The 3,797-nt window shown below is 34.5% G+C and carries 5 protein-coding genes; all 5 read left to right on the top strand.

What is annotated here, in order from left to right:
• Window positions 1–130: 130 nt before the first annotated feature.
• Window positions 131–898 carry a DUF6090 family protein gene (locus AB8P51_RS15030; protein ID WP_369749698.1) on the top strand — a complete coding sequence of 256 codons (768 nt, stop codon included), beginning with the start codon at window positions 131–133 and terminating at the stop codon, window positions 896–898.
• 212 nt (window positions 899–1,110) lie between these two features.
• On the top strand, window positions 1,111–1,404 hold the full coding sequence (locus AB8P51_RS15025; RefSeq protein WP_369749697.1) for a type II toxin-antitoxin system HigB family toxin: 294 nt from the start codon (window positions 1,111–1,113) through the stop codon (window positions 1,402–1,404).
• A gap of 1 nt (window position 1,405) precedes the next feature.
• Entirely contained in the window at window positions 1,406–1,762 is a 357-nt protein-coding gene (locus AB8P51_RS15020; protein WP_369749696.1) for a type II toxin-antitoxin system HigA family antitoxin, read from the top strand.
• Between the two features lie 804 nt (window positions 1,763–2,566).
• Window positions 2,567–3,289: a DUF6090 family protein gene (locus AB8P51_RS15015; protein WP_369749695.1), complete on the top strand. Its 723-nt coding sequence runs from the start codon at window positions 2,567–2,569 to the stop codon at window positions 3,287–3,289.
• Between the two features lie 311 nt (window positions 3,290–3,600).
• Window positions 3,601–3,797 (top strand): DUF6090 family protein (locus AB8P51_RS15010; RefSeq protein WP_369749694.1); only part of this gene is annotated, 197 nt, incomplete at its 3' end.

Here is a 3,797-nt window from a genome sequence, read left to right as displayed (position 1 = left end):
ATCACGCCACAGGCGTGACGTTCCGAGCGAAGCGAACAGCGCAAGCAAATCATACTTGTCTGCCGTACCAGCGGTAGCTGGGTAGGTAGAGCCAAGACCGTTGTGCTTCATTATCAGAAACCGCTAACCAATGATAAAATTCTTTAGAAAAATTAGACAAAATTTGCTTTCAGAAGGAAAAACTGGAAAGTATTTTAAATATGCAATTGGCGAAATTGTACTTGTTGTTATTGGAATTTTGATAGCACTTCAAATTAATAATTGGAATGAGGATAGAAAAGTAAAAAAACTTGAGACGCAGATTTACAAAGAATTAAAAAGTGATTTGGTTCAAACTAAAAATGATATTGAAAAAGTAATTTCCGAACATAAAAAAATCCTTAAATCTACTCAACAACTTATCTTTGATATCTCTAATAAAAAATCATATTCTGATTCTATATATAGATTATTCGCTGATGCTGGAGGTGATTTTAAGATAATTCCCAAAACAAGTGCTTTTGAAAACCTTAAAAATATTGGTCTAAGCACAATATCAAACGACACTCTTCGTATTTCCATCTCAAACTTATTTCAACTAGATTTAAAACGCTTAGGAGATGAATTAGGTGCGCAAAATACCAGTTTTAATATTACTGAACAATTGTATCCTTATCAAATGAAGTATTTGTTTCTTGATACAAATGAACCTACAAACTATGGCTTTAAACATTCAGATACGATTAAGGTTTACAAATTAAAAATAAAAAATTACGATACGTTTTTGACAGACAACAATCTTCTAAAGACATTACAATTATCGCTTTGGAATAGAAGTTTAGTCGTAAACGAAGAAGCCGAAATTCTTGAAACCGTTAAAAATGTTATTGATGGAATTGAAAATGAAATTAAACAATAATAAAAATAACGAAAGCACAACAACGGCTATAACTGATCACGCCACAGGCGTGACGTTCCGAGCGAAGCGAACAGCGCAAGCAAATCATACTTGTCTGCCGTACCAGCGGTAGCTGGGTAGGTAGAGCCAAGACCGTTAGGCACAAGCATAAAAAACCATAAAAGTTACCATATTGGTAACTTTTTTTATATCTTTGACCTAAAGAACATAATTTGAGAGTAATCGCAAAACGGACTTTGAAGGATTTTTGGGCAAAGCACACCGATTGCGAACAACAATTGATGGCTTGGTACAGGGAAACCGAAAAATCAGAATTCAAAAACTTAAACGAATTAAAAAAGGAATATCCAAGTGCCAGTATATTGAAGGACAATCGGATTGTTTTCAATATTAAAGGCAATAAGTACCGGCTTATCGTGAAATTCAATTTTGAATTCCAAATCTGTTGGATTCGCTTCGTTGGTACTCATGCAGAATATGACAAAGTAAACGCAAACGAAATATAAGATGAAAATAGCACCTATTAGAAACGAAAAAGATTATCAAAATGCTCTCAACCGAATTGAGAAGATTTTTGACGCCAAAAAAGGAACGGAAAAAGGAGATGAACTTGAAATCCTGTCAATACTAATTGATCGATATGAAAACGAGAATTTCCCGATCGGAATGCCGGACCCAATCGAAGCCATCAAATTTCGCATGGAACAAATGGGAATGAAACAAAAGGACTTGGCAAAGGTCGTAGGATTTAAAAGTAGGGTAAGTGAAATTTTAAGTAAAAAAAGAAAACTGTCTTTGGCCATGATTAGAAAACTTAATACGACTTTGCATATTCCTACAGAGGTTTTGGTTCAAGAATATTAATGAAAAAAGCCAGTGCCTAACAACGGCTATAATTCATCGCTACTTTAGAACTTCCTTGAAATTCCCTACATTTAAATAAAACTAAAACTGGCTTCTATGGCTGAATAGCCTGGGCTCGCTGCTAAGTCAAAACGAAATCATACTTGTCTGCCGTACCAGCGGTAGCTGGGTAGGTAGAGCCAAGACCGTTAGCTTTAATTTAAATAAAAAAATATGTTCGGAAAAAGAGCTATTCTTCCTTTTATACTAATAATAGCGAGTATTATTTTATTGGTGTTAAATATTAGTAGCCTAGATGAGGAAGAGAATTCAGGAAGAATTTATGGTCTTATTTCTAATGCGCTATTAATTTTTGCTATGATTCTTGTTATTATTGGAAATCGCAAGTCCTCGAAAGAAAAATAAACTAAAGCTAACAACGGCTATAATTCATTTTGGTTAAACTCAACTTCAAATATTTATTCTATTTTTAAAACAGAGAACCAGGTTTAAAGCTAAGAACAGCAGCGCGCCTTGCCTACCTGCCCGCCTCAGGCGGGCGCTAATTTTTCCAAGCAAGGTTTGGAAACCCAACGTGGGCTCGCTGTAAAGTCAAAACGAAACCATACTTGTCTGCCGTACCAGTGGTAGCTGGGTAGGTAGAGCCAAGACCGTTGTGCTTCATTACCAGAAACCAATAACCAATGATAAAATTCTTTAGATTATCGAAACATAATTTTGCAAAGCAAGATCAAAGGTCTGGTAGTCCCGATAGCTATCGGGATGTTGAGATAGCCGCTTGCGGAGAAATTAAAAGCAACATATATGATTAAGTTCTTTAGACGCATAAGACAGCACCTACTCGCTGAAAACAAGTTCGGTAAATATGTACTTTATGCTATTGGCGAAATTGCTCTCGTAGTTATTGGTATCTTGATTGCGTTGTCTGTTAACAATAATAATGAATTGAGAAAACTTCAACAATTAGAAACAAAATCGCTTGAGGAATTAAAAAGAGCCCTTGAGCTAGATTTAAGTGATATAAATTATAATGCTAAGAGGCACAAGAATGCACAATTATCAGCTGAAATAGTATTAGAAGCATTGAATACAGACCTTCCTTATCACGATTCCTTGAGTATACATTTTGAAAGGTCAACCAATATTACCGTGTTCCTGCCAAATTTAGGACCATATGAAACATTAAAGGCAAGAGGATTGGATCTGATAGAAAATGATAGTTTAAGAAACGAGATCTCGAAGTACTATGAACAAGATATTAAATTCGCTTATTATTTCGAGGACGCCAACATACAGATGTGGCCAATGAAGTTTGAACTAATACTTGACCATTTTGATGAATTTAGAATGTTTGATATAGCTATTCCCGTAGATTATAAAAAACTAAAAGAGGACAGAAGATTCAAATCTTATATAAAATTAACTTCCAATTTAAGAGGTATAGAATCCAATGTATATGCAAATCGAATGCATAGTAGTTGTTCTAAACTTATTGAGTTAATTGATAGAGAAATAACGAAAGGCTAACCGTTAGCCTTCATTAGAACAATGGAAAAGAAATGATAAAATTCTTTAGATTATCGAAACATAATTTTGCTATGCAAAATCAAATATCCTGTGGACATTTGGTTGAGATAGCCCTGCCAGAGGGCAGGCAGGCGCTTTGCGAACGTCCTCTAAATAGAAATAGAAACTATGATTAAGTTTTTTAGGCACTATCCAAACCTAATTTTGCGGAGCAAAATCAAAGGTCTGGTAGACCTTTGGTTTGGATATAAAATATAACCCTGTCTTAAAATGCTATGATTAAATTTTTTAGAAAAATAAGATTCGATCTTATGGAGAAAAACAAAACTGGTAAATACCTAAAATACGCAATTGGAGAAATTATTTTGGTTGTTATTGGAATATTGATTGCTTTGGGAATAAACAATTGGAATGACCAAAAAAAGAATAAGGAAGCTGAACTTCAATACTATTGCAAGGTTCTAGACGACCTCGAACTAGACAAGAAACTACTTGAAGAACTTAAGAG

It is taken from the genome of Muriicola sp. SD30 (assembly GCF_041205185.1).
In the GTDB taxonomy this organism is placed as follows: Bacteria; Bacteroidota; Bacteroidia; order Flavobacteriales; family Flavobacteriaceae; genus Muriicola.
Note: the sequence above shows the minus strand (reverse complement) of the source record. Positions and strands in the feature narration are given on the sequence as shown.